This window comes from Nostoc paludosum FACHB-159, assembly GCF_014698835.1.
Lineage (GTDB): Bacteria > Cyanobacteriota > Cyanobacteriia > Cyanobacteriales > Nostocaceae > Nostoc > Nostoc paludosum.
Map to the genome: position 1 here is coordinate 255,373 of NZ_JACJTU010000001.1, position 25,287 is coordinate 280,659.

The 25,287-nt window shown below is 38.5% G+C and carries 19 protein-coding genes; 15 read left to right on the top strand and 4 right to left on the bottom strand.

Features of this window, described 5'->3' with window-relative positions; all coding sequences use genetic code 11:
- Positions 1-13: 13 nt before the first annotated feature.
- On the bottom strand, positions 14-736 hold the full coding sequence (locus H6H03_RS01065) for an FkbM family methyltransferase (protein WP_190953228.1): 723 nt from the start codon (positions 734-736) through the stop codon (positions 14-16).
- Between the two features lie 1,419 nt (positions 737-2,155).
- Here H6H03_RS01065 and H6H03_RS01070 point away from each other — a divergent pair.
- The 13 genes from H6H03_RS01070 (at position 2,156) to fghA (ending at position 18,234) form a co-directional block, all read left to right on the top strand.
- A complete protein-coding gene (locus H6H03_RS01070; RefSeq protein ID WP_190953229.1) occupies positions 2,156-2,569 on the top strand; it encodes a hypothetical protein in 414 nt (137 codons plus the stop codon).
- A 54-nt stretch (positions 2,570-2,623) separates the two neighbouring features.
- The gene (locus tag H6H03_RS01075; protein ID WP_190953230.1) at positions 2,624-4,807 is read left to right on the top strand and encodes a GumC family protein; all 2,184 of its coding nucleotides are present in this window, start codon (positions 2,624-2,626) and stop codon (positions 4,805-4,807) included.
- Positions 4,808-4,836: 29 nt separating this feature from the next.
- A complete protein-coding gene (locus tag H6H03_RS01080; RefSeq protein WP_190953231.1) occupies positions 4,837-6,150 on the top strand; it encodes a flippase in 1,314 nt (437 codons plus the stop codon).
- 74 nt (positions 6,151-6,224) lie between these two features.
- Positions 6,225-7,064 (top strand): FkbM family methyltransferase, encoded by an 840-nt coding sequence (locus H6H03_RS01085; protein WP_190953232.1) that lies wholly within the window; start codon positions 6,225-6,227, stop codon positions 7,062-7,064.
- Between the two features lie 115 nt (positions 7,065-7,179).
- Entirely contained in the window at positions 7,180-7,875 is a 696-nt protein-coding gene (locus tag H6H03_RS01090; protein ID WP_190953233.1) for a class I SAM-dependent methyltransferase, read from the top strand.
- A 104-nt stretch (positions 7,876-7,979) separates the two neighbouring features.
- On the top strand, positions 7,980-8,891 hold the full coding sequence (locus H6H03_RS01095) for a glycosyltransferase family 2 protein (RefSeq protein WP_190953234.1): 912 nt from the start codon (positions 7,980-7,982) through the stop codon (positions 8,889-8,891).
- A 38-nt stretch (positions 8,892-8,929) separates the two neighbouring features.
- Positions 8,930-10,222, top strand: a complete 1,293-nt coding sequence (locus tag H6H03_RS01100) for an O-antigen ligase family protein (RefSeq protein WP_190953235.1) — start codon at positions 8,930-8,932, stop codon at positions 10,220-10,222.
- A 91-nt stretch (positions 10,223-10,313) separates the two neighbouring features.
- Positions 10,314-11,579, top strand: coding sequence for a glycosyltransferase family 4 protein (locus tag H6H03_RS01105; protein WP_190953236.1), 1,266 nt, complete (start codon positions 10,314-10,316; stop codon positions 11,577-11,579).
- Positions 11,580-11,863: 284 nt separating this feature from the next.
- Entirely contained in the window at positions 11,864-12,706 is an 843-nt protein-coding gene (locus tag H6H03_RS01110; RefSeq protein ID WP_190953237.1) for a glycosyltransferase family 2 protein, read from the top strand.
- A gap of 70 nt (positions 12,707-12,776) precedes the next feature.
- Positions 12,777-13,931 carry a glycosyltransferase gene (locus tag H6H03_RS01115; protein WP_190953238.1) on the top strand — a complete coding sequence of 385 codons (1,155 nt, stop codon included), beginning with the start codon at positions 12,777-12,779 and terminating at the stop codon, positions 13,929-13,931.
- Between the two features lie 380 nt (positions 13,932-14,311).
- Positions 14,312-15,112: a WecB/TagA/CpsF family glycosyltransferase gene (locus H6H03_RS01120; protein ID WP_190953239.1), complete on the top strand. Its 801-nt coding sequence runs from the start codon at positions 14,312-14,314 to the stop codon at positions 15,110-15,112.
- A 527-nt stretch (positions 15,113-15,639) separates the two neighbouring features.
- On the top strand, positions 15,640-17,160 hold the full coding sequence (locus H6H03_RS01125; RefSeq protein ID WP_190953240.1) for a choice-of-anchor Q domain-containing protein: 1,521 nt from the start codon (positions 15,640-15,642) through the stop codon (positions 17,158-17,160).
- Positions 17,161-17,382: 222 nt separating this feature from the next.
- Positions 17,383-18,234: an S-formylglutathione hydrolase gene (fghA, locus tag H6H03_RS01130; protein ID WP_190953241.1), complete on the top strand. Its 852-nt coding sequence runs from the start codon at positions 17,383-17,385 to the stop codon at positions 18,232-18,234.
- A gap of 647 nt (positions 18,235-18,881) precedes the next feature.
- On the opposite strand, the gene H6H03_RS01135 is transcribed toward fghA, so the two are convergent.
- Positions 18,882-19,067 (bottom strand): hypothetical protein, encoded by a 186-nt coding sequence (locus H6H03_RS01135; protein ID WP_190953242.1) that lies wholly within the window; start codon positions 19,065-19,067, stop codon positions 18,882-18,884.
- A gap of 39 nt (positions 19,068-19,106) precedes the next feature.
- Between H6H03_RS01135 and glgP the strand changes: the two genes are divergently transcribed.
- Complete coding sequence (gene glgP, locus H6H03_RS01140) at positions 19,107-21,320, top strand: alpha-glucan family phosphorylase (RefSeq protein WP_190953243.1); 2,214 nt, start codon at positions 19,107-19,109, stop codon at positions 21,318-21,320.
- Between the two features lie 169 nt (positions 21,321-21,489).
- On the opposite strand, the gene H6H03_RS01145 is transcribed toward glgP, so the two are convergent.
- Positions 21,490-22,440: a general stress protein gene (locus tag H6H03_RS01145; RefSeq protein ID WP_190953244.1), complete on the bottom strand. Its 951-nt coding sequence runs from the start codon at positions 22,438-22,440 to the stop codon at positions 21,490-21,492.
- Positions 22,441-22,716: 276 nt separating this feature from the next.
- Here H6H03_RS01145 and H6H03_RS01150 point away from each other — a divergent pair, with 276 nt between their 5' ends.
- A complete protein-coding gene (locus tag H6H03_RS01150) occupies positions 22,717-23,532 on the top strand; it encodes a Uma2 family endonuclease (RefSeq protein WP_190953245.1) in 816 nt (271 codons plus the stop codon).
- Between the two features lie 70 nt (positions 23,533-23,602).
- On the opposite strand, the gene H6H03_RS01155 is transcribed toward H6H03_RS01150, so the two are convergent.
- Positions 23,603-25,270: a DUF1565 domain-containing protein gene (locus H6H03_RS01155; protein WP_190953246.1), complete on the bottom strand. Its 1,668-nt coding sequence runs from the start codon at positions 25,268-25,270 to the stop codon at positions 23,603-23,605.
- Positions 25,271-25,287: the final 17 nt, after the last annotated feature.

Below are 25,287 nucleotides of genomic sequence, written 5' to 3' on the forward strand. Positions count from 1 at the left end.
AAAATAAACGTAATTATATTTCCTTAACAAAGGTGTAATTTCCATTACCTTGAGCATACACAAGTGAGTATCCAAATTGCAGGATACTGGTTACAGACTCTTTTATTCTGTCCCTATAGTTTGTATCTAAAGGGTTGAAGCATTCGTCGTATTCAACGCATAGTATTTTAATATCCAATTTGTCTTCAATAATGGAGTTTACAACCTTATACTCGGCTCCCTCGATATCTAGTTTTAGTAAGTCGAGATGAGTGTGTCCGTTCTTGTGCATAACGTTTGCAAGTCTATCTACCTGAGCTTCAAAAAACTCTTCAGTTTTTTGTAAATTTAATGCAGAGTGTGATATGTGCGCTGAATTTTTTGGTGCGTAAAACCTTAATTTTTCCTCTTGATTCCACAGTCCAATATCAGAGAAATGATACTTCTGATAATCGGCGGCATGTTCTCTAACGTGCTTAATCGCACGAGGAGTAGGATCGAAAGCATAGACGTGGCAGTTAAATTGTTCTATCAACCCCAAGTCAAACGTAATGTCTTCCCCACAACCAACGCAATAGCATGTAGAATCTGCATTCAGTAAGTCTTTGGGAACTACCCAGCCGCCATAATCTGTACCAATATGTAATAAATCGTTGCGCGATACGACTTTTGTACCAGTTATTTCATCTATGCTCAATAGTTGAAATACGCGGCGAAATACTTTCTGAAATGCCCTAGAAACAAGTTGTGTTTTCACGTTATTCCGGTTTCATGTTTGACTTAATATTAACCGTATATTAATGTGCTCGTTAGTAACAATAAGAGTTACTTCCCGAATATAAAATCTATCTTTGGGTATATTATTAGTTGTTTAGGACGCCAGAATGCACTAATTCGAGTGGCAATTAAAACAGCCATTTCCTTATAAAGTAAATAGCTGGAAGCATTTTGGTGTGATAGTTGCAAGGAAACAAAGTGGAATTATGTCAAGAAATACAGCGTTTTTCAGGTAAATGAAGTACATGGGTAGGGGCGCCAAGCTTAGCGCCCCTACTATAGATCTGTACCTCACCAACTTGCAATCTGCTGTATAATCGCAGCTACGATCGAGTGCCATAATTCACCCTCAAGGAAACTCTTATGTAGCAGACTTTACTCGCAGGCAAGGCCACAATGCACAATTTTGATATCGCTTATCGGTCTGCCTGACAGCCTCCCTGGACACAATCAATCTTAACAAAGATTAATATAATTTTATATCTTTAGAGCGAGACTAGTGTTAATTTACTTAAGTGAGAGGAAGAAATATAAATTATTTCTTAAATATTTACCAGAATCAGCCTCTTTGTCTGAAACCCAATAAACTGTCGCGGCGATCGCTAGTTCCTACTGAGCCACGAGCCGGATACCGTACCGCACAAAAGGAGGCGCAAAATTATACTTCATGATGCTGGTTGTTGGTATATTCTCTCTGGTAGGTAGTGGCTACTGAAAAATTGTTCTAAAATTTGCGAGGGATCTAAAGCCTGGAACATATTTTTACGAGTGGCAACCTAGTTATCAATCATTCTTCATATGTTGAGAAAAAGTTAGTTTATCCATTGAGAAATTATTTCTCGTCCGAACAGATCAAGAATGATTGTCAATCTTTAATCTCTAGTACCTAATCATGAGTTGTAATTACTTAAGTAAAAGTTGCTGCTTAGTTCCTCTACTTATTGAAGAAATCGAGGATCTAAATCCAGTTGAGGTAAGTTTATTCCGTCTCTAGGACATCATCGACTAAATAAACTTAACTATTTAGAATAGGTAAAAAACTGAGAGTATCAGTATTATCTCTTTTGACTTTGACCTATTTCTAATATCCCTTTTACAAAAAATCTGGAAATATTAAGTAAGGAATTTCTGAAAAATGGACACCTCGATGGTTGTGATTAATCTCCACTTACCCTATCTATAATTATGGTTAAGTCTCAGGATAGAAATTTATTTTTTTTTAGCAGAGAAAAAAGAAAGAAAATAAAATAGTTATGCAACCTGATTAGTAATTAATCAAAATTTTTAAGTTGAATTAAATAACTGATGTTTGATTTAGGAGTTGGGCTTCGATGATTTATATCTCAGTCCCTCCAGTGGAACCTTATTAATGGTGTGCCTACCAATAAGTGAGGTCTAATTGCAGGATAAGTGTAACCAAAATCGGAAACGTTCAAAGCGACGGGCTATTTACTGTCCAATTCATGGATGCTATTTGGATAGTGTGAGTCAAAAGTATAAATTATATGCCGATCGAGCCGGACAACTCCAACAAAGGGGGATAGGACGGCAGAATGCACTAATTTTAGTGGCAACTAAAACAGCTATTCCTTTAGAAGGAGAATGGTTGGAAGAATTTTGGTGCAATCTATGTCAGCAAACAAAGTGGTATCACGTCAAGAAATGCGATCGTACTTATGAAGTGGCGATCGCACCCTCAGAACTTTGGCAGCAAGCAAGTGGCGTAATTCACCCCGAAGGCAACCCTTCCGTAGGAGAGTTTACTAAAAGACAAGCCAGAATAGCCGGTAGCGGCATCAAAGATTTTCGGTAAAGACACTTTAAAATAATTGCAGCCTCCCATAGACCAATAAAATATCTTGCGATTATGGAAACTAAAGCAAACTCTGAAGAGATAGACTTTCAAAAATATCTACTCGTTTTACAACGACGTTGGCTTGCTACAGTCGGAATTTGGGCAATTGTTACTGCCGCTGCAACCTTGTTTGCACTGTCATTAAAACCATCATATAAAGCAGATGGCAGTTTGTTGATTAGGACGAATGAAACCTCTTCGTTAACTGGTCTAGGAGAAGCTATAGGCAGACTAGAGTCTTTAACTTCTACAAATAATCCTCTAGAAACCCAAGCCAAAATAGTGACATCTGTGCCAGTTCTTGAGGAAACTATTAGAACGCTTGGCCTAAAAGATAAACAAGGCGAACCTTTGAAAATTCAGGACTTTCTGCAAAAACTGAAGATAGAAAATGCTAAAGGGACTGAGATTTTACAAGTTTCCTATACAGATCAAGATCCAGTTTTAGCTGCCGAAGTTGTCAACCAACTGATGCAAGTTTATATCAGGAATAACATAGAAGCTAATCGGGCTGAGGCAGCGTCAGCGCGGAAATTTATCGGGCAAGAAATACCTGCCACCGAGGCAGCTGTACAAAAAGCAGAGTCAAATCTACGTAAATTTAAAGAGGAAAATAAAATAATTGCTCTAGAAACTGAAGCATCCATAGCAGTCCAAACTATTTCCAGCTTAGAACAGCAAATTTCTCAAGCCCAAGCTCAATTTGTGAACGTCAATGCTAGGGTACAAAAATTGCAAAATCAGGCAAGCATTGATTCACAGCAATCTGTGAGTTTTGCCTCCTTGAGTCAAATACCTGGAATTCAACAAGTGTTGACTCAACTTCAAGAAGCACAAAACGAGTTGACAGTTGAGCAAACTCGTTTGCAGCCAACTCATCCTAACATCATCAATTTGCGAGAAAAAATTACTGGTCTCAACAATTTACTACAAAATCGTATCAACCGAAGCATAGGTAGTAATCAGCAAATTCCTGCAAAAAATTTACAAATTGGAGAACTACGTCAAAGTCTGATTGAAGATTTTGCTCGCACTGAGACAGAACGGGCTGGTTTAGCCGAACAAATTGCTACACTTTCTGATAAGTGGTATGCATACAAACAACGAGCAAACGTTTTACCCAAGCTCGAACAGACCCAGCGCGAACTTGAGCGCAAATTGAAAGCGGCTCAAACAACTTACGAAGTACTTTTGACAAAACTGCAAGAAGTTCAGGTAGCAGAGAACCAAAATATTGGCAATGCTCGGATCATCTCCTCTGCCTTAGTACCAGACGATCCTACTGGTCCTCGCAAAGCCCTGTTTCTATTAGGGGGTGGAGTTATTGGTCTGATGCTTGGCATTATTGCTGCTTTCACTTTAGATCTAATTGATAGCTCCGTGAAAACAGTTAAAGAAGCTAGGCAATTGTTTCAATATACTCTACTAGGGGTGATTCCTTCAGTAGGTAGGAATCTTAAAAAGAGTTCTGTAGAGCAACAGATCCCCAGAATAATTGGCAGAGAGATTCCCCAGTATCCTGTTGGTGATGCATACCAAATGCTGCAAGCCAACTTACAGTTTCTAAATTCCGATAAAAAGCTAAAAGCGATCGTAGTTACTAGTTCTGTATCCAAAGAAGGCAAGTCTGAGGTAGCTGCAAATTTAGCTGTGACAATGGCTCAGTCAGGACAACGAGTACTACTAGTGGATGCCAATATGCGCCATCCAGTGCAGCATCATATTTGGGAAATGACAAATGCAGTCGGGCTATCCAATGTCATGATTGACCAAGTTCCTCTGAGTGTAACTGTACACAAAGTAATGCCAAACCTTGACGTTCTACCTTCTGGAGTTGTACCTCCTAACCCAGCAGTACTTCTAGATTCCCAGAGGATGGCTAAACTAGTCGGTTATTTTACACAGAAGTACGATTTCGTAATTTTCGATACCCCTTCCCTCGCAGGAATGCTAGATGCTGCTGTTTTAAGTAAGTTAGTTGACGGTATCTTGTTGGTGGTTCGCCCTGGAGTGATTAACTATGACACCGCCAATGCGGCTAAAGAGTTTCTCAGACAGTCAGGGCAACAAGTTTTAGGGATGGTAATTAACGGCGTGAATATCAAACGAGAAACTGACAGCTACTTCTACTACTCCAGAGAATCAACTGAGTCGAATTTATTATCGAACAAGACAAAAAAGAAACAAGCTGTTTGAGTTAGCCAAAACCACAACAAAAAAGTTTGATGCTAGGGAAATTCAAAATTGAGAAGCTATCGCTCCTAAAATCTCGCACCGGTCTGCGTGCAATTATTACGAATACAGGTTGGTTGTTTGCTGACCGGATTATTCGGATGGGTGTAGGTCTAATTGTGGGGGTTTGGGTTGCACGCTACTTGGGAGTACAGCAGTATGGTCTTTTTAACTATGCCGTTGCCTTTGTCGCCTTATTCAGTCCGCTTGCAACACTAGGGTTAGACAACATAGTAGTTCGGGATCTTGTGCGTGACTCATCGAACAAAGAGACAATTGTAGGGACAACTTTCTGGCTCAAATTACTTGGTGGAGTGGCTTCTTTATTATTAGCAGTTAGTGTGATATATGTGTTGCGCCAAGATCAAAAGGTCACTGTTTGGCTAGTAGCAATTTTGGCAAGTGTAGGAATTTTTCAAGCTGTAGATGCCATTGATTTTTGGTTTCAGTCTCAAGTGCTATCCAAGTACACCGTAATTGCTAAAAATACAGCTTTTATCATTGTTACTCTGGTGAAGGTAGCTCTGATTGATATGCACGCACCATTAATTGCTTTTGCCTGGGTGACATTGGCAGAATTTAGCTTGGGTGCAGTTGGTTTGGCCGTCGCCTACAGAATCAAGGGTTATTCGTTGGGGTTGTGGCGTTGGAGTTTTCCTGTCGCCAAGACTTTGCTCAAAGATAGTTGGCCTCTGATTCTTTCTGGGATGACAATCATGATTTACATGAAAATCGACCAGATTATGCTAGGAGAAATGATTGGCGATAGTGCTGTAGGAATTTATTCGGCTGCGTCCCGTATTTCTGAAGTTTGGTATTTTATTCCTACAGCGATCGTCTCTTCAGTGTCTCCAACAATTTATGCTGCCAAACAAACCAGTGAAGCGCTTTACTATCAGCGGCTCAAACAATTATTGCGTCTGATCGTGGTGATTTCTGTTGCGATCGCTCTGCCGATGTCATTTCTATCCGGATCGATAATTACCATACTGTTTGGCGATGGTTATGCAGCTGCCGGACCAGTACTGGCAATTCATATCTGGGCTTCCTTATTTGTTTTTATGGGGGTGGCAACATCACCGTGGTTTATTAGTGAGGATTTGACTCATCTTTCCCTAAATAGAACTTTACTAGGGGCAATTATTAATGTGCTGTTAAATTTTTTATTGATTCCTCAGTATGCTGGAGTTGGGGCTGCTATAGCAACTGTAATATCTCAATCATTTGCTACTTTTTTCAGCCATGCCATTCATCCAAAAACACGAAAAATATTTAAGTTGCAACTGAAATCATTGTTACCTTTTTAGCGATCGCTTCATTTCACTCAAACTCAAAAAGGTTGCTATTATCTCATAATTAATATTCGTTGTAGGATTTTATAATGTATAAAACAACCAAGCAAAATATTTTGGATATTGTCATATCTACTTATAGATTTTTTTTCCTAAGGAAATCATTATTCAAGTTAAATAAGCTAATTTTTAGTCTCAGTTTGAGAGGTATGGGAATTCTTAATCATGAGAATGATAGATTAAGCGGTGAAGATTTTTTTATAAAAAAAATAGCAAAAATTTTGCATAATTCAGTAGTAATAGATGTGGGAGCGAATATTGGCAATTACTCTAACAAAATTAAAACTTCATCACCAAGTACAAATATCTATGCATTTGAACCTCATCCCAATACCTTCACAGAGCTTGAAATTCAAGCTAATCAAAATCATTATGTAGCGTTGAATGCAGCTTGTAGCGATCTAGCAGGTAGCTTACAACTGTATGACTATGAAAAGAAAACTTCCCATGCTTCTCTCTATAAAGATGTCATCGATAAGATACACAAAGGAGTTTCACAAAGTTGGTATGTGAACGTAACTACAATAGATGAATTTGTTAAAAGTTCTGAAATCGAGCGTATTCGCCTATTAAAGATAGACACCGAGGGAAATGAGCTTAAAGTATTATTGGGAGCTAAAGAAAGTCTTGCAGAAGGATTAATTGATATTATCCAACTTGAATTTAATGAAATGAATGTTATTAGTAGAGTTTTCTTTAGAGACATTTATGAAATATTAAACAATTATTTACTTTACAGATTACTACCAGATGGTTTGGTTTTTTTGGGTGAATACTATTCATTAAATTTGGAAATATTTGCTTATCAGAATATTATTGCTATTAGAAAAGAATACATTAATGAAGTGAAAGATTGGCTAGATATTTAAACTTAACAAAACTAGATTATGGGCGATCGTAGATTATAAAATCTGAATTCACTCAAGAATTGCAAGCACGCTGTTACGCGTCTCTTTATACTGAAAGATTAGCTGAGAAACAACAATGTTAAACCAAATTATCGAAAATGTTTACGACTACCGTAACTCTAATTCATGGTCAGCAAAACTGAGAAAAAAACGGCTGAGTTTTTTTTATTCTCTGATGGCTTTGATACCCCAAACACAAACTAAAGTAAAGATTATTGACGTAGGAGGAGTCCCAGAGTTTTGGCAAAATTCGGCATTTTTGGAACAACCTTCTGTAGATGTAGAAATTTATATAGTCAATATAAATCCTTTTTATGAAAAACATGGAACAAATAATCAGAAAATAAAAATTATGACTGGTGATGCCAGAAATCTAAAACAGTTTCAAGACCAAGAGTTTGACATTGTTTTTTCAAATTCTGTCATTGAACACGTAGGAGATTATAGCGATCAACGTCAAATGGCTAATGAAGTCATCCGACTTGGACAAAGGTATTTTATTCAAACACCTAATCTTTACTTTCCCATTGAACCTCATTTCGTTTTTCCCTTTTTTCAATTTCTTCCAATAGAGCTTAGAGTAGAGTTATTAACTAGCTTTAATCTCGGATGGTTGAAAAAACAACCAGATAAACAAAAAGCCAAAAACATAGTTGAATCAATTAAATTATTGAACAAAGACCAGTTTGTTAATCTTTTTCCTGGCGCAAATTATTATGAAGAGAAAATCTTTGGTTTAACTAAATCTTTGATTGTTTACGGTGGATGGTAAAATTTATTCAGCTTTAGATAAATCTTAAATTTGAAGGATGAGTAATAATTTCCAAATAAATACCAAGAATTTGTTTTAAGTCTTGACTATGCTCAAAAAAAGCTATGAAAACTCCTGTTGCATTTATTATCTTTAAACGCCCAGATACCACTGAACAAGTATTTCAAGCAATTCGCCAAGCAAAACCACCAAAACTCTTTGTGATTGCAGATGGCCCGCGTACCGACCGTCCTGAGGAGGTACAAAAGTGCGAATTAACTCGTGCAACTATTGAGCGAGTTGATTGGGATTGTGAGGTTTTAAATAACTACTCTGATATTAATTTAGGTTGCGCTAAACGTGTTTCTAGCGGACTGGATTGGGTTTTTGACCAAGTTGAAGAGGCAATTATTTTAGAGGATGATTGCGTACCTAATCCTACATTTTTTCCATTTTGTGAAGAATTGTTGGATAAGTATAGATATGATAACCGAGTGGCCTCAATCTCCGGACAAAATGTTCAGTTTGGGCGTAAAAGGACTAATTACAGCTACTACTTTTCACGATATAACCATTGTTGGGGGTGGGCAACTTGGAGACGTGCTTGGCAGCATTTTGATATTCAGATGAAACTTTGGACAGAAATTCAAGAAGGAGGTTTCCTTAATGATATCCTAACCGATCGGCAGGCGGTGGATTATTGGACTAGCATGTTTGAGTCGGTCTTCGCTAATCCAGCATCTACAATTTGGAGTTATCAATGGACATTTGCTTGCTGGGTTCAGAGTAGTCTAGGTATTATCTCCAATGTCAATTTAATTTCTAATATTGGTTTTGGTTTAGACTCGACTAATGTCACAGCCAATCAAAAACAAAGATACGGGAGTCTGCCAACAGAGGCAATAGACTTTCCCATAAAACATCCACCCTTTATAATTCGTGATTTTCAAGCAGATAGCTTTACACAGGAAACTTTATTTAGACAAAGTAAACTCCAATTATTGAAGCAGCGACTCAATAAGTTACTGAAATATTAGAAAGATTGTGACAGAAACTTTATTTTAATAATATTTAAATGAGTGTTTCATCAATAGAGAAGTTTACAGTTAATAGAATACTTAATTTACTATGTAACAAGTTAGAATTTGTTGCTATTTTATTATTCTTTATAGGTTTCTTTGACGCTAACATTTTTGAATGGCGCGATCGCTTCAACACTGCAAGTTATGGTATTCTACTCTTTCTCATAATTTTGCGATGGAAACGATTCATCTATGTTGCTACTAGAGATATATCTCTATTGCTACTAATTGGTGTTCTATTGATATCGTATTTCTGGTCTGCTGCTCCGGAATTTACTTTAGACGAGTCTAAAAGTGTCGTGCGTGCGATTTTCTTTGGAATTTATCTAGCTGCCCAATATAACCCAAAGGAACTGATGCAGCTATTCCTCAGAATGTTTGGTATAGCGATAATTATCAACTTGATATTTACTGGCTTTGTAGTTGCTATTGGCCAACCATACATCGCTATTTCTCAAGCAAACAATGAACCCTCATGGCAAGGTTTTTTGACACACAAGCAATATCTAGGTCGGATGATGATGCACGCAGCCATATTATTTTTGTTGAGCTCTTTTTCTCACAAAAGATTTCGTTGGCTGACATGGATTGGATTTAGCTTATCAATCATTTTACTTTTTCTCTCAAAAAGTAAGACATCGTGGGTAGGTTTTATAGTTGGATTAACTTTGTTGCCTATTCTCAAATTCACAAGATGGCACTACAAAATTCGTACAATAATGTATGTCTTTGTAGTATTAATAGCTGGAAGTATCGCTGTGTTGATATTTGGTAACTTAGAAATAATAGTAGTTGATATTCTACGCAAGCCTCCAGATTTTAATGGGCGTTTTGATATTTGGCAGTTAGCTATTGAAGCTGCTTTAAAACGACCTTTGCTGGGTTATGGGTTTGCTGGATTTTGGACTTCTAATGAGGGTCTGTTGATCGTTGAACACACTTGGGCAGCATCTACTGTGGGTACTACTAATCGTTTTCACTCCCATAATGGCTTTATCGATACTATCTTGCAAGTAGGTCTTATAGGATTTTCGCTATTTATATTCAATTTTTTTGCAGCAGTTAAGAGAGTTATTAATTTAATACATTTAACTCAAACAATAGAAAGTTTTTGGATGCTTGAATTTCTTATCCTTTCCTTTTTATTACAAGTTAGTGAGACATTAACTCTGATATCATTCCATACAATATGTTCAATATACGTATCAATAGTACTATCAACTATAATTTGGCAAAATAGGCTCAAAGCTAATGTTGTAAAATTTGCAGAATCAATTAGTGAATAAATGAATAATAAAAACTAAATTATCAAAATAAAGATTTTTAACCTGAGTATTCTGATAGTGTATCTGAGGCTGAATAAGCCAGGGAATACAAATGAAAATTTTACTGATTAATCACTCTGATATTAGTGGCGGTGCCTCGCGTGCTGCCTATCGTTTGCACCAAGGATTACAGGGTATTGCTGCAATTTCACAATTATTAACACAAGAAAAATATAGTGATGACAAAACGGTGCTTGCACCAGAATTTAGACTTTCTCAAGGTATAGCACGCGCAAAACAGACGTTTGATGCCTTGCCATTAAAGTTTTATGGTCAGCGTACTAAAACTACATTTTCTCTACAGTGGTTACCAGATAGAGTTGTTTCTAAGGTTACTCAGATTAATCCAGATATCATCAATCTCCACTGGATTAATTCTGCATTTATGCAGATAGAAACTATTGCCAAGTTTAAACGCCCTATAGTTTGGACTATCCATGATATGTGGGCGTTTACTGGAGGGTGTCATTACAGCGGGGAATGCGATCGCTACACAGCATCCTGTGGTAGTTGTCCCCAGCTTGGGAGTACTGGCAACTTGGACTTATCCCATTGGGTATGGCAACGCAAAACTAAAGCTTGGAGAGATTTAAATCTGACAATTATTTCGCCTAGTGTTTGGTTAGCTAAGTGCGCTAAATCCAGTTCCTTATTTAAGGATTTGCGGATAGAGGTCATTCCTAATGGATTGGATACTCAAGTTTACAGACCTATTCAAAAATCCATAGCCAGACAATTACTTAACTTACCCCAAGATAAACAACTAATTCTTTTCGGATCGCTACAGGCAACTAGCGATAATAGAAAAGGATTTTATCTACTTCAACCAGCTTTGCAAGAGCTAACTAAATCCGGATGGCAAGATAGATTAGAATTAGTAATTTTTGGCTCATTGAAACCGGATAATCCACCTGAATTTGGCTTCAAGGCTCACTATCTAGGTACACTTAATGATGACCTATCCTTAGCTCTACTGTATTCAGCAGCCGATGTATTTGTTCTACCTTCTATTCAAGAGAATTTAGCAAATACAATGGTGGAGGCAATTTCCTGTGGAACCCCCTGCGTTGCCTTTAGGATTGGCGGGATGTCGGATATAATTGAACATCAAAAAAATGGTTATTTAGCCCAACCTTATAAACTTGAAGATTTAGCTCAAGGAATTGCTTGGGTGCTTGAAAACCAAGAGCGGCATCAGAACCTATGCGTTCACGCTCGTAAAAAAGCAGAAAAAGAATTTACAATTACAAAACAAGCACATCATTATTCTTCTCTTTTTACTAATATTTTGGAAAGTGGTAAAGATGCTAACAATTGAAACTCTCTGCTGTGGTCGTATCCCAATTTTTATTGATACAGACTGCGTTTTACCTTACGATTTCGTAATTGACCAGAAAAAATATTGCGTCTGGATAGATGAAAAATAAATACCATATATTGCAGAAAAAGTAGCTGATTTTCATAGTAATATTTCACCAAAAGAATTTTTAGATTTACAGAATGAGTGCCAAAAACTCTGGAAAGATTGGCTTTTCCCTGAAGGATTTTATGGTAATTTACATCTTCTTTTTCAATTAGAAAATAAACTAGAACACAAAACTAATGAAAATATCAATTATTACACCTGTGTATAATGCTGTCAGTACTATTGAAAAGACTATACTGAGCGTAATTAATCAAGATACTCAAGCTGAATTAGAGTACATTATTGTTGACGGTGGGTCAAATGATGGAACTTTAGAAATAATTAATCGTTATTCGGATGACATAGATATTTTAATATCAGAATCTGATAAAGGTATTTATGACGCTATGAACAAAGGCATAAATCTCTCCACAGGAGATATTATTGGTATTATCAATTCTGATGATTGGTATAATCCTAATGCATTGCAAATTGTTGAAAATAGCTTTCAGCAGGAACCAAAAATTTCAATTCTTTACTCTTCTATAGACAACTATTTTGAAGGTAAATATATGAATACTTTTATTCCCGGAGAATTAAAAAATTTAGTATTCAAATTTACGCTTAATCATCCTAGTTGTTTTGTGAAAAAATCGGTATATGACAAACTAGGTTTGTTTGATTTAAGCTATGACATAGCAGCTGATTACGATTTTATTTTTCGAGCTTACAGGTCGGGTTTTTGCTTTCAATACGTTGCAATGCCTCTTGTCTCTTACTCACTTAATGGCATGAGTGGGAAACCATTGAACAAATTTAAGCAAATTCACGAGAGTTGGAAAGTCACCTCTAAATTTGCTAAACAAGAATCAAATAGTTTAAATATTAAACATCGAAAGTTTTATTTGACTTGGCTATTGAAGGAGTTGATAACTTTTCCATTAAAATTAGTTATTAAGCCACAATTATCTATACGAATAAAAGCTTTTCTCAGAGAGAAAATTGGTAGCTTACCAGCCGATCGCTATGGAGCATGGTAATCAAACTTAACAGCAAATTCTTGTTAATGAAAGAAGTTATGGTTTTACATAATCATTAGAAACATTTTTTATGAAAATTCTCTTCTTAACAACTATTATCTTAAGTAAAAATTGCAATGGTGGCGAAGTAGCTTCACAATGTTTTATTAATGCTCTGAGGAATCTTGGACATCAAATCACAGTCATTGGATATCTACGCAAAGGTGATAAGTTTGAACATAATCCTCAAGAAACACTAATAGTTGATGAACGATATACTGAAACGAGTAAAACAAAGCTTTTCTTGATTTTTTGGCTAATAATAGCTTTTTTGAAAGGGTTGCCATATTCTTCAGCAAAATATTATTCTCATAATTACATTGCACTAGTAAAAAAGCTTTTAATCAAGGACAATTATGACGCGATCGTCATCGATCATGCTCAGTTAGGATGGATAGAGCGTTTAATCTCAGTAGAAAATAAATTAATTACTATTGCTCACAACGTAGAGTATCAGATGTATGAAGATATTTTTCAGAAAGCAAACAACTTTATATCAAAGTTTATTTATAGACGTGAAGCTAATTTAATTAAAGTCCAAGAAGAACATTTATTACATGCGTCTCAACAGGTCTGGACACTGACCGATCGCGATCAAAAGTACTTTTCTAATGTTGGAGGTTTAGGTAAAGTTAGAACATTTGGAATAACACCTGGTTTTACAAATTTACAAGATAAAGCAGTAAATAAATGCTTTGATATTGGCCTTCTAGGTAGTTGGATATGGAAAGCGAATAGAGAAGCACTCCAATGGTTTATTGAAGAAATTTATCCTTATTTGCCCACCGATTTATTAATTCATATAGCTGGCAAAGGTGCCGATTGGCTAACTAATAAGTATCCTAATATTTACTATTGTGGTGTTGTACCTGATGCTCAAGAATTTATGGCTCAAGCAAGGGTAATTGCTATTCCTACTCTTAGTGGGGGAGGTATACAGATAAAAACTTTAGATGCTATTGCTTCGGGATCTTGTATCGTAGCAACTCCAGTAGCATTACGAGGAATTTCTTGTCTACCCTCAACAGTCAAAATAGCTGAAAAGCCAGAAGAGTTTGCTAATTTTATAATTTCGGCAGTCTCCTTGCCATTTACACAAAAAGTTTTTGAGGAAGCAAAAGATTGGTATCATACTCGACAAGATAAATTCATTCATGACATAGCTTATGCAATCAAAGATTTATGATTACTTAAACTCTAAATACATTATATAAAAAGGTGTCTTTCATCCCATCTCTTCTAGGGATAGGATGAAAGAGGCCTTTTTAGATCGTTAATCGTTAACTGTTGAAAGCTAACAGTTATCAGCCAACAGTTAACGTCAAATCCTATCCCCTTTTAGGAGCGGGATAGTTATTCATTTGCCAGTCGGGCAGAATTAAATTCTTAATTATGGTTTCTGACCCCTGAATTCTGTTTTGCTGAAAATTTGGTGGTGCTTCTAGATGCGGATCTAAATCCCCCACTTTACGCATTGCTAAATTTTTCTTTTTTAAATTGCTCATTATCACTGCAAAAAGCAATCAGCACTTTTTGATGGCCTCTTAACTCCAACACCACAAATTTATGAACTATTCAACAAGAGTAAATATTTGCGATATCCAGATAGACAAGTACCCATTCGATCGCGTAGTTGAGGCGATCGCACATCAGGCAATTTCAAGAACTACTCCTAAATATGTGGTGACACCCAATGCACAGCATATTGTGGCACTGCAACATGATGCTCGTTTTCGTCTGATATATCACCAGGCTTTTCTGGTGGTACCGGATGGTGTTCCTCTTTTGTGGGCAGCTAAGCTTTTTAACACACCACTGTCTGGCCGAGTAAATGGAACAGACTTGTTCGAGCATCTGTGCAAAATCAGTGCTGACAAAGGGCTGAAAGTGTTTCTGCTAGGTGGTCGAACTGGAGCTGCAAAGAAGGCAAAACAGGTTCTAGAAGCAAGACATCCCAACCTCGATATTGTTGGTACTTATTGTCCTTACTACGGTTTTGAGTCAGACCCAGAGGAATTAAAACGAATTAACTTAGCGATTCAAGCAGCAGCACCAGATATTCTATTTGTTGGGTTGGGTGCCCCAAAGCAGGAATATTGGATATACAACAATTACCAAAAACTAGGCGTTCCAGTATCCATTGGTATTGGGGTCAGCTTTGAATTAGTTGCTGGGATGGTAAAAAGAGCGCCAAAATTCATGCAGAAAGCTGGTTTAGAGTGGTTGTTCCGGTTGATTATGGAACCTAAACGTTTATGGCAACGTTATTTCATCGGAAACATCATCTTTATTCTGCTAGTACTAAAGCAGAAATTCAGGTTGTTGTGGTCTTCGTACATACCTATGTCAAAAAAAGACGTTATATAAGCTATAGCTTGGAAGTTTCTATACGTCTGACGATCGCAGACGATGACGCAACAAAAGTGAGCATTAATAGCTAGTAGTATTATCGCTAAATATGGTTCATATCTCAGCGAGTATTTGCTAGAAATTGTTTCTAATCTTCCAACAAAAACACCAAAAACGTGTTATTTAAAAACTCAGAGCTAGCGTAGAAATTTAGCATTGGCTTTACGATCAAATGTGCGTCTTAATACCCCACAGATGTTTAAATTATCAATTTGATAGTTGCTTTGTTTGTTCGGATTACATCGATTGATTAAATTCCGAGCAAAACCCTCTTTGCTAGCATAAAATAATTTTTCAATAGGTCTCAACTCAATTTCAATAGGTCTTAGCTTAAGTATAAATATTTAAGTGCTTAGTCGTAGATAATACGTTTTATTATCAGATGTTGTTAGCTTTGCATACACAGTTGTTTAGTGTAATCACAGTTGGCACACTTAGCTCTTCAAAGTAACTTTGAATGGCAATGTTAAGAAAAGTGTGTTCCTATGTTAGTGAAAAATCTTGTTTCAAGCTACTCTATTGTACTAACCTGTGTATTAATTGGTTTCGGTAATGTACAAAAAGTAGCTTCAACAACAAATGTTCAGCCTGCATCTAACTATGAAGAAAAGACTGGTAATAATGCAGACTTAATAAGTACTACTACAGGTAGCTTTAACTCGGTTAAAGGCATTCATAATTCTAGAATTGGTGTTAGCAAATTAGCACAAGCTAATACCAGCAAGACGTACTACGTTTCTAGCACTGGAAACGATAGCAATAATGGTTTGACAACAACTACCGCGTTTCGGACGTTGCAACGAGCAGCAAATAGTGTCTCAGCACCAGGGGATACAGTTTACGTGATGAACGGTACTTATACGCGTACAGATTCCCCTAAAGAAATCCTTGTGATTTGGGAAAAACATGGCACATCTACTGCTCCAATTACTTTCAAAGCCTATCCCGGACACAAACCTATTATCAAATCACAAAATTCTTTCGCCATTAATGTTGTTGGCTCGTCTTACGTGATTATCGAAGGTCTTGAGCTAATAGGAAATAACGACAATATCACTTTGGAGTATGCACTACAGCAAAAAAATAATTTGAACAACCCACTGACAAGTGGCATAGGGATTGCGCTTAATCCATCCTTCTCAGGGGGAGGAATCAAAAACCATTCCCACCACGTAGTAATTCGCAACAACAAAATTTCTAAGTTTGGTGGTACAGGAATTGGCACATTTAAAGCTGACTACATCACCATTGAAAACAATATCCTCTTTAAAAATTGCTTGTATAGTCCTTTGGGAACGAGTGCCATTAGCATGTTGTTTAACTGGAATTATGACAACAATACCACTGACTATAAAATGATTGTTAGAGGTAATGTCTCTTACAGTAATCAAAACCTTATTCCCTATTATTATGCAGGAAAAATTACTGAAGGTAATGGGATTATGATTGATGATGCTCTAAATAAAAACACGAATTCAAATCATCAAGCTTATTGGGGAAAAACCTTAATTGCAAATAACATCGTCTACAAAAATGGCGCTTCTGGTATTCACGTATTTAGAAGTGCCAATGTTGATGTAATCAACAATACGACTTATCAAAATGCACAACATCCTGACACTCAAAACTTAGGTGAAATTGCAACCGTTACGGCTGAGCGCGTTAAAGTATTCAATAATATCATGTATGCCAAGAAAGATGGAATAGTCAACAGTTTGTATCAATCTCAGAATACCGTAACCTATGACCATAACCTTGTCTACAATTCCTCTAAGTACACCAGTTCAGGCTTGAGTAACATTATTGGAAAAGATCCACAATTTGCAGATATAGCTACAAGTAATTTCTCACTCAGATATGGTAGCTTGGCGATTGATGCTGGACTGAGTACCTTCAATGGCGCCAAAGCACCGAACATCGATCAGCGTGGCGTTATTCGTCCACAAGATGGAGATGGCAATGGTATTGCGATAGTAGATATAGGTGCGCTTGAACGCACATATTGAACGAAAAAAGTATCAAACACCCATTGCTGAGTAAAGTAGAGGTGGATTCCAAATAACATTGTTATCCATCCTATACTTCGTTTAAAATACTATCTTGAAAAATAATTGCGACATATAGATTCACTAAATCCAGATATAAAAGGCGATTTCCAATCTAAAAATCTCAAATCTAAAATGGTATGATCTTTCTTTGGCAACTGCTCAGGAAAGAGAATATAAGCAATGCCTAACCTCAACCTCATTTCAGAATATAAAAGCTTTGGTGGCAAACTTGGCTTTTATAGTCATTTGTCGTCAAGCTGTAACGGTGAAATGCGCTTTGCCATTTATCGACCACCACAAGCAACTCAACAACCTGTGCCAATTCTTTATTTTCTCTCTGGTTTGACTTGCACTGAAGAGAATTTTATGGTTAAGGCGGGTGGAATGCAGCGCTTTGCAGCTGAGTATGGTTTGATAATCGTTGCGCCAGACACTAGCCCGCGTAATACAGGTATTCCAGGTGAGGATGATGACTGGGACTTTGGCACTGGTGCGGGGTTTTATATTGATGCTACAGAAGAACCGTGGTGTCAATACTACCAAATGTATAGTTATGTCGTCCACGAATTACCTGCTTTAATTACCGCAAACTTCCCCGCCCGATCGGATAAACAAGGTATTTTCGGTCATTCAATGGGGGGACATGGGGCGTTAGTTTGTGCAATGAGAAATCCACAACTCTACAAATCAGTATCAGCTTTTGCACCTATTACTGCACCTATGCGTTGTCCTTGGGGTCAAAAAATTTTTAGTGGTTATCTTGGCAGCGATCGCCAAAGCTGGAATGCTTATGATGCTAGCGAATTAGTCAAAAAAGTTGGGTATCACAGTTCGATTCTCATTGATCAAGGCACTGCTGATAAATTTTTAGCTGAACAATTAATGCCAGAAGTGTTTGAGCAAGCTTGTGCAGATGTTAACCAGCCGCTAAACTTACGTTATCAAGAAGGCTACGACCACAGTTATTATTTCATTTCCACTTTTATTGAAGATCATATCCGTCACCATGCGATCGCTTTAGGATCTAACTGAAAAAATAATTATTCGTAATTCGTAATTCATGGTGCAGAATAACTTAATTTCTCGATATAAATTATAAAATCTTCCATAGCAAATAAGAGGGAGATGTTAAGTGATTACCCCTTTAAATTGCACAATCACCCATGCTGTTGACAGCTGACTTTTAACTGTCAACACTCAACGCCCAACACGGAAAGATGTGCTTTTTAAATGCGACTTAGTATGATATACCAGTTCTCTCAAGTTGAGAGGCTTGCTGTTGTATGCACAATTTTGCCACTTTGTAATTTATGCTTAATCCTTCGTTAATATAATCATTTCACCAGGCAGATAACGGTATTATTGCTGTATTTACCTATAAAAAGTATTATTTAGTATTATTTCAAAGCTAATACGTTTAGTCATAACTTACTCCCATAAAAATTAGATATGAGTAATTTTTAGTTATTCACACAAAAATTTTCAATAAATATTAACAAGAAAATAAATAAATTAAAATAATGTCAATGAAATTGATATAAAAAAATCTCACATTTCTCCAACAAGCAGAGATAATCTTTAAAAGACGAAAACAGTAAAAACCATTCATTTGGATAAAGTTTGATGTCGATCGACTGCTCCAACTTCAGGGGAAAATTCAGCGAGTGAGGACTCCAGCATCATAATCCTGAAGAGGAAGTTAGAGGAATTGGGCATTGGGCACTTGTACTGAGCGACTTGTACCGACTTGTGGTGAGTGCAGTCGTTGGCGCAGCCTCTCGTAGAGAAGTATTGGGCATGGGGCATTGGGTTAGGAAAACTCTTCCCCATTCCCCAGTTACTAGTCCCCATTCCTCAGTCCCCATTGCTTAGAGAAAAAATTAAAACAAAGGGTGTAGATTAGTATGGTTAATAGCAGTGCAACAGAAGCAGCACGACGCTTAAGTGAAAAGTTACCTTTACCGCTCAAGCGTTTAGCAGATTTGGCTTATAACTATTGGTGGAGTTGGAGTGGCGATCGCGTTTCTTTATTCCAAACCATCGATCCCCAAGAATGGGAACGCTGCGGCCATAACCCAGTGGCGATTTTAGAGTCAGCAAGCTACGAACGTCTCACCCAATTAGCAGAAGATCCATCCTACCTCAAGCAGATATCCGCCTTGGCGCGTGAGTTCGATCAATATATTACACAGCAAGATACTTGGGTAAGTCGAGTTGCACCGCAAGTATCCCAAGAACACCCCATTGCGTACTTTTGTGCAGAGTTTGGCATCCACGAATCTTTACCAGTTTATTCTGGGGGCTTGGGCATTCTCGCTGGGGATCACTTGAAATCCTCCTCAGATTTAGGTGTACCAATGGTTGGCGTCGGCTTGTTGTATCGCCAAGGTTATTTTCGGCAGCGTTTGAATCGCCACGGTTGGCAAGAAGATTATTATATTGACAACCCTTTTGGGCAAATGCCCCTAGAGTTAATTAAAAATGACCAAGGGGAAGCGGTGACTATCCAGCTACAAGTCCGCCAGCGGTATGTAAAAGTGCAAATTTGGCGAGTGCAAGTCGGGCGGGTGACATTATATTTATTGGATAGCGATCGCAACGATAACGATCCCATTGATCGTTGGCTAACAGGACACCTATATGGCGGGAACTTAGAAACCCGCATTGCCCAAGAAGTTGTTTTGGGTATTGGTGGTGTCCGTGCTTTGAATGCCTTGGGAATTCAACCTTCCGTCTATCACCTCAACGAAGGACACGCTGCATTTTGCACCTTGGAAATTGCCCGTTTAGAAGTTGAACGGACTGGCAAATCCTTCTACGACATCGAAGCCAAGGTGCGGAACAGTTGCGTATTTACTACCCATACCCCCGTTCCCGCCGGTCACGATGTCTTCTCCCCAGATTTAATTGACTCCTTCTTTGCCAACTACTGGCCGCAATTGGGACTTTCCCGCGAGCAATTTTTGGCATTGGGCGCACGCCGACTAGGCGATCCTTGGGAACCCTTTGGTATGACCGTTTTAGCATTGCGGATGTGTCGGGCTTGTAATGGCGTCAGTGAATTGCACGGTCAAGTTTCCCGTAAAATGTGGACAGTTCTGTTTCCGCAGCGATCGGAAGATACGGTACCAATTGGTTACATTACTAATGGCGTTCATGCACCCACTTGGACTGCACCCCTGTTAGCTGACTTATATAATCAGTATCTCGGAGAAGACTGGAAAACTCGCGCCGTCGATCCCAAGATGTGGGCTAAAGTTGACGACATTCCCGATGAGGAACTATGGTCGCGACATCTCATCCTCAAAGAACGATTGGTTGCTTTCACACGTTATAAGGTGAAGAAATCACGGGAGTTGCGTGGCGAAAATTATGAACTGATTCAAGCAACCCAAAGGCTACTCGACCCCAATGTATTAACCATTGGATTTGCCAGACGCTTCAGCCCCTACAAACGTGGGGATCTAATTCTGCGGGACGCCCAACGCGCATTAAAGATTTTTGGTAACAACTCACGCCCAGTACAAATTATCTTTGCAGGAAAAGCCCACCCAGCAGATGAAGAAGGCAAGCGGATTATCCAGCGCTTAATGGAATGGTGTCATAATTCCGGCATTATTAACCGAGTCGCCTTTATTGAAGATTACGACATTTACACTGGACAAAAATTAGTACAAGGTGTGGATGTTTGGTTGAATAATCCTCGTCGTCCCCTGGAAGCTTCTGGTACGAGTGGTCAAAAAGTCTGCTTTAACGGCGGTCTTAATTGCAGCGTTCTCGATGGCTGGTGGTGCGAAGGTTATCAAGCCGGCAAAGATGGCAAAGGAATTAACGGTTGGGCAATTGGTGAAGATGCTCATACTAGCGACCAAGTATTGCAAGATCGTATTGACTCGCAATCGCTGTATCAGCTTTTGGAAGAGGAAATCGTTCCTTTATACTATGACCAAGATGCTCAAGGTATTCCCCACCGCTGGGTGCAGATGATGAAAACGTCGATTAAGACAAATGCGCCGTTATTCAACACTGACAGAATGATTGCTGACTACGTTTCACAAGTATATGTCCCAGAGATTTCTAAAACTGTGGAACCGATTTTAGCGAAAGTTCTGCTGTAAAGCACTTCCAAAAAAGAAACTACTACCAAATTCTTTGTACATTTGTAGGGGCGCACAGCTGTGCGCCCCTACCCTATGGTTTAATTACCTGAGAATTGCTGTAACTTGTCTTCATAAACTATATTCTGAAACTCAAATAAGTTCGCAATATCAATGGCAGCATTCAGTTTTAAGAACGAATTAACATCGGGTCATAAATTTGGCACTCTTGAATACCATACTTGCCCAGAATCAAGCTAACGTCATGGAGATCTTTGTCTGTGCCACTAACAATAAGTATGTAATTACCTTGCTCAATTTGCTCGTTGTAAAAGCGTGCCCAGTCATCTGGTATTCCTAGCCTCAAAGCGTCAAAGCGATCGCTTAAAATAACACCTGTCGATCCAATCAATTGAGGAAAGCCTTTGCTAATTAAGGAAATCTGGCTTACTGGAAAACCTGCAACAAGCATATCGTTAATTGCCGCTTCAGCATTATCTATGCGATCGAAGTAATTAATTGCATACTTGGTCAGAATTCCACTTTTATTAGGAATGGCGCTAACAGAAGTCGTTGTGTTTAAATAATTTGTAGTTTCATACTCAGTGTTGAGATGCTCGTAAATGCCGAACTCTTCAATACCCCAACGCTGTAAAATTGCTTCTACTTGAACAATTTCTAAAGATGTACAATCGACAATTATTAAATAGTGTCCATCCTCTACTCGCTCGTTATATGCTCTAGCTCGATCCTCTGATATTCCCCAACCAACTAATGCACCAGCAAAAGTCCCAGTAGCAGCACCAATACTTGCCCCTACAAGAGTTGTAACCAAAGCAGTTGCCGCTGCCCCAGCCAGCATTATTGGCCCGACTCCAGGGATGGCTAAAGTCCCAAGGCCTACCAATAAACCAGTCAAACCACCAACAGCACCCCCCGAAAGTCCTCCTACTGTTGCACCTTCGTCAGCTTTATCACCAGTTTCATTATTAGCAATGTCATAATTGCGGTCTGGGTTCTGTACAACTACAGAAACTTTCTCCATCCCTAAACCAGAATCTTTCAATTCCTGTAGTGCTTGTTCTACATCTCGACGATGAGTAAATACGCCTACAATGCGTTGATTTTGACTTAAAATCATTATTACTCCTTAGTAGCAGGGAAAATTAATTACCTGCAAATTTAGTATTTCAGTACTTGTAATCTTAAATACAAATTTGTTTTACTGGAATTCATCTTAAGTAGTAAAATATATCTCCAAATGCGGCGATCGCTACGTCCTTAAGACTTAATTAAAAGCATTTGGAATTTCCTAGTTAAATAGAAGGGCAAGCTTGTCTATATTTTTTTGATACTGACATCACCTCCACAGCCCTTCTGGAAGCGATAAAATCAAAAATAAATTCAAGCTGTATTTATGGCAACCCAACTCAGCCAAGCCAAATCTGCAACTGAACTGGTAATCTCTTGGGAAGCCTTACCCAAAGATTTTCAACTAGAGGATGAACCAGTGGAGAATACCGGTCAGCCAATTTTGGCTGGTGCTTTGCGTGAAAGTCTAGAAATCAGTGGATTCATTCAACCTCAAATGTTGATAGCTTCAAACTTTGGTCTTTGTGCCACTGTTAACGGGCAATTTATCGCCAAAGCACCAGACTGGGTTTATGTGCCGTCTGTAAATGAAATTGTAGGCAATCGTAAAAGTTATACACCGAATTTAGAAGGAGATATTCCGGCGATCGCTATTGAATTTCTATCTGATACTGATGGTGGAGAATATTCGGTAAAGCGAAGTTATCCCCCAGGCAAATGGTTTTTCTACGAGCAAATTTTACAGATTCCCATCTACATAATTTTTGACCCAGATGGTGGTTTATTAGAATATTATCAACTGGAAAATCAACGTTATGAGTTAAAGCAACCTGACGAAAATGGCCGTCATTGGGTTGAGGTCATGGGCTTATTTTTAGGAACTTGGCAAGGCACAAAAGAAGCGCGAACTGGTTATTGGTTGCGCTGGTGGGATCGAGATGGTAATTTGTTACCTTGGGCTATAGAACAGATTGAACAAGAACGCCAACGCACCGAACAAGAACGCCAACGCGCCGAACAAGAACGCCAACGCGCCGAACAAGAACGCCAACGCGCCGAACAAGAACGCCAGCAAAAAGAACAGTTAATTGCTTATTTGCAATCTCAGGGTATTGACCCGAATAATTTGCCCAAATTCTAGTAGAAAGTAGGGGCGTACAGCTGTACGCCTCTACAACAGATTGATGTGTTGCAAAACAAAATAAACCAGTTTATGCACTCACAATATAAGGTGAGTCTATTGCTGCTACACGACCAGCATCTACCAAAGCTTGATATACCATCACAGCTACTTCAGCACGCGTGGCATCGCGGGTAGGATTGAGTTGTTTGAGATTAGGGTGATTAACGATAATCTCTTTTTGAACAGCTTTGATGACTTCATCTTTAGCATAATCAGGAATCTTGGCTTGGTCATCAAAAGTTTTGCTGGTTGCTGTACCATTACCAGATAATCCCAATCCATTCACCAGAGAAACAATTACTTGCACGCGCTGGATATTTTTGTTGGGGCCGAAGGTATTATCGGGAAAACCAGAGAGAAATAAACCTTGATATGCTTGCTGAATTACCTTTGATGCCCAAAAGTCTGCTGGTACATCTTTAAATTTGGTAACTTGGCGGTTTGGCGATGGGTTGAAAGCTTTTACTATTAATGCTGCGTATTGCGCCCGTGTCATTGTAGCGTCAGGTTTAAATGTGCGATCGGGAAAACCATTAATTATCCCCAATTTGACTAATTCCCGAATGAATGCACCTGCCCAATGATTAGTAATATCTGTTAATTCAATAGTAGGCGTGGGTGTTGGAGTTGGTGTAGGAATTGGTGTTGGGGTGGGTGTTGGAGTTGGGGTGGGTGTGGGTGTTGGAGTTGGAGTTGGGGTGGGTGTAGGAATTGGTGTTGGTGTTGGTGTTGGTGTTGGAGTTGGGGTGGGTGTAGGAGTTGGAGTTGGGGTGGGTGTAGGAGTTGGAGTTGGTGTCGGAGTTGGAGTTGGAGTGGGTGTAGGAACCGAAGTATCAGCAAACTCTACCTTTCCTGTGACTTTAGTCGGATCTATTGTATTTCCCACAGAAACTAGCTTGTTGGAACTGGCATTTTGCAAATCAAATTTACCGTTATTTCGTAGAGTGTTGCCTCCTGGGTTATTAGTACTGCCAATATCCGGTAAGGCGCTTGCAATTATAGTTAGACCATCATCAGTGTTATTCTCACTCAAATTATTTCGTAATACAGGACGGGCACTACCAGAGACGACAATTCCAGAACGGTTTTCAGAAATTTTGTTATCTCGAAGTATGGGTGATGCAGTATCACTAATGGCAATGCCAAAACCTGTTTTGAAAAAAGTATTACCTTGAATTTGACCTTGGGAATTTTTGGCGATCGCAACTCCATTGGCTGCATTCTCACTGAACACATTACCTAGAATAACTGGCTTAGCATCGCCTGTAGCAAATACTCCTTCCCGCTTACATTGAGTGAACGTGCTATTAGCAACAGTAGGCGCAGTTGATTCAACCCAGACACCGCTACCACGGCTAGCCAGATTTGTTACAGTCACTCCCCGAAGTTCGGCTTTATCAGCTAGCACAAAAGTGACATTTTGAGCAGCAAAAGTACGGCTGAGGAAACTACCACTTCCTTCAATCAAAATACCATTGCCTTTGTTGGCTTCATTACCCACCACTGTCACCCCAGATGGAATAGCTAGGGGAAAGACTTCACCGCTAGCAGCATTGTAATTACCATTTGCCAGTTGAATCTTAGTATCAACTGTAGCTACCTTCAGGGCTTGAGTAATAGTTTTAAACGGGGCTTGTTGGCTACCCGCGTTAGTATCGCTGCCTGTTACTGGATTTACATAAAAAGTTTGAGCCATATTTATACTTCCAAAAA

Excerpts from the sequence above, each read along its gene's own strand:
- H6H03_RS01075 (WP_190953230.1), top strand. The coding sequence starts at position 2,624 with ATGGAAACTAAAGCAAACTCTGAAGAGATAGACTTTCAAAAATATCTA.
- H6H03_RS01095 (WP_190953234.1), top strand. The coding sequence starts at position 7,980 with ATGAAAACTCCTGTTGCATTTATTATCTTTAAACGCCCAGATACCACT.
- H6H03_RS01100 (WP_190953235.1), top strand. The coding sequence starts at position 8,930 with ATGAGTGTTTCATCAATAGAGAAGTTTACAGTTAATAGAATACTTAAT.
- H6H03_RS01155 (WP_190953246.1), bottom strand. The coding sequence starts at position 25,270 with ATGGCTCAAACTTTTTATGTAAATCCAGTAACAGGCAGCGATACTAAC.
- H6H03_RS01105 (WP_190953236.1), top strand. The coding sequence starts at position 10,314 with ATGAAAATTTTACTGATTAATCACTCTGATATTAGTGGCGGTGCCTCG.
- fghA (WP_190953241.1), top strand. The coding sequence starts at position 17,383 with ATGCCTAACCTCAACCTCATTTCAGAATATAAAAGCTTTGGTGGCAAA.
- H6H03_RS01120 (WP_190953239.1), top strand. The coding sequence starts at position 14,312 with ATGAACTATTCAACAAGAGTAAATATTTGCGATATCCAGATAGACAAG.
- H6H03_RS01085 (WP_190953232.1), top strand. The coding sequence starts at position 6,225 with ATGTATAAAACAACCAAGCAAAATATTTTGGATATTGTCATATCTACT.
- H6H03_RS01125 (WP_190953240.1), top strand. The coding sequence starts at position 15,640 with ATGTTAGTGAAAAATCTTGTTTCAAGCTACTCTATTGTACTAACCTGT.
- H6H03_RS01145 (WP_190953244.1), bottom strand. The coding sequence starts at position 22,440 with ATGATTTTAAGTCAAAATCAACGCATTGTAGGCGTATTTACTCATCGT.
- H6H03_RS01115 (WP_190953238.1), top strand. The coding sequence starts at position 12,777 with ATGAAAATTCTCTTCTTAACAACTATTATCTTAAGTAAAAATTGCAAT.
- H6H03_RS01135 (WP_190953242.1), bottom strand. The coding sequence starts at position 19,067 with ATGGGGACTGAGGAATGGGGACTAGTAACTGGGGAATGGGGAAGAGTT.
- H6H03_RS01110 (WP_190953237.1), top strand. The coding sequence starts at position 11,864 with ATGAAAATATCAATTATTACACCTGTGTATAATGCTGTCAGTACTATT.
- H6H03_RS01090 (WP_190953233.1), top strand. The coding sequence starts at position 7,180 with ATGTTAAACCAAATTATCGAAAATGTTTACGACTACCGTAACTCTAAT.
- H6H03_RS01150 (WP_190953245.1), top strand. The coding sequence starts at position 22,717 with ATGGCAACCCAACTCAGCCAAGCCAAATCTGCAACTGAACTGGTAATC.
- H6H03_RS01080 (WP_190953231.1), top strand. The coding sequence starts at position 4,837 with ATGCTAGGGAAATTCAAAATTGAGAAGCTATCGCTCCTAAAATCTCGC.
- glgP (WP_190953243.1), top strand. The coding sequence starts at position 19,107 with ATGGTTAATAGCAGTGCAACAGAAGCAGCACGACGCTTAAGTGAAAAG.